The 824-nt window shown below is 60.0% G+C and carries 2 protein-coding genes; one reads left to right on the top strand and one right to left on the bottom strand.

What is annotated here, in order from left to right:
* Positions 1-285: 285 nt before the first annotated feature.
* Positions 286-561: a hypothetical protein gene (locus AYR66_RS01255; protein WP_088705996.1), complete on the top strand. Its 276-nt coding sequence runs from the start codon at positions 286-288 to the stop codon at positions 559-561.
* Between the two features lie 22 nt (positions 562-583).
* Here the strand turns inward: AYR66_RS01255 and AYR66_RS29220 are convergent.
* The coding region (locus AYR66_RS29220; RefSeq protein WP_206047014.1) for a hypothetical protein at positions 584-824 on the bottom strand (241 nt) is incomplete at its 5' end.

The following is an 824-nucleotide window of genomic DNA, read 5'->3' as shown; positions in this document are numbered from 1 at the left end:
CCGCCCCAACTAGTGGCGAGTTTCATGGAGCAGCATCGCGACCGCCTCTTTGAAATGTATGCGACCTCGGTTCCCGCTGCAGCGGCGGTCCTCGCATTCGCGCACGAGTTCGAGTCGATCCATCACGCATGGTGAGCGGCGGGTCTTGTCGGAATTTTTCCAGTGCCGCGCTTCCCTGGAAACCACCCTCGATTGATCGACCGCAGAGCCTGTTGCAATGTTTATGACTGGAACTGTCCGCGATGCAATACTGCGCCCATCGACCACGTCATATTGGAGGAAAACATGCTCAATGCTTCTTCTGAAAGCCTCACGCGTCAGCAGGCGCGCTCGCTGGAAGCGCTCGTCGGCGGCCAGCTGATCCATGTCACGGAACACGTGTCGCCGGGCCGGAAGTCGGCGCGCTTCGTCGCCTGCCCTGCGCCTTTCCTTGCCTGCAAGAACAGCATCATGCAAGGCGAAGACGGCGTGTCTTGCTGCAACAGTCCGTTCCTGCATTGCAAGCGCTATGTATTTTCAGGAGAGCTGAGCGTCGGCCCTTCGGCGCGCGAGGCAGCCTGAGCGCTTCCTCCGAAGGGAGGCGTCAGGTTTCCGGCGTGGCGTCGCCGACGGGCACAAAGAATTGCAGCGAATCGACGATCGGCACGAAGTAGTCTTGCGATGTCCGATAGTCCATGCATGCATAGTCGTGGAAGGATGCCTTCACCACGATCGGCGGGGTGGCGAGGATCTTGGCGATGGAGCGGTAGCACTTCTCCACCGCCAGGCAATCAGTGATCGCCACGCAGGCCCCACCGTTTGCCTTGTTCACCTGGTTGACGATT

This window comes from Noviherbaspirillum denitrificans, assembly GCF_002211445.1.
In the GTDB taxonomy this organism is placed as follows: Bacteria; Pseudomonadota; Gammaproteobacteria; order Burkholderiales; family Burkholderiaceae_D; genus Noviherbaspirillum; species Noviherbaspirillum denitrificans.
The sequence above is the reverse complement of the archived record's forward strand: the minus strand, read 5'-3'. Positions and strand labels throughout refer to the sequence as shown.

What these genes read in the sequence shown, in the direction of transcription:
- AYR66_RS01255 (WP_088705996.1), top strand. Translation starts at nt 286, where the DNA reads ATGCTCAATGCTTCTTCTGAAAGCCTCACGCGTCAGCAGGCGCGCTCG.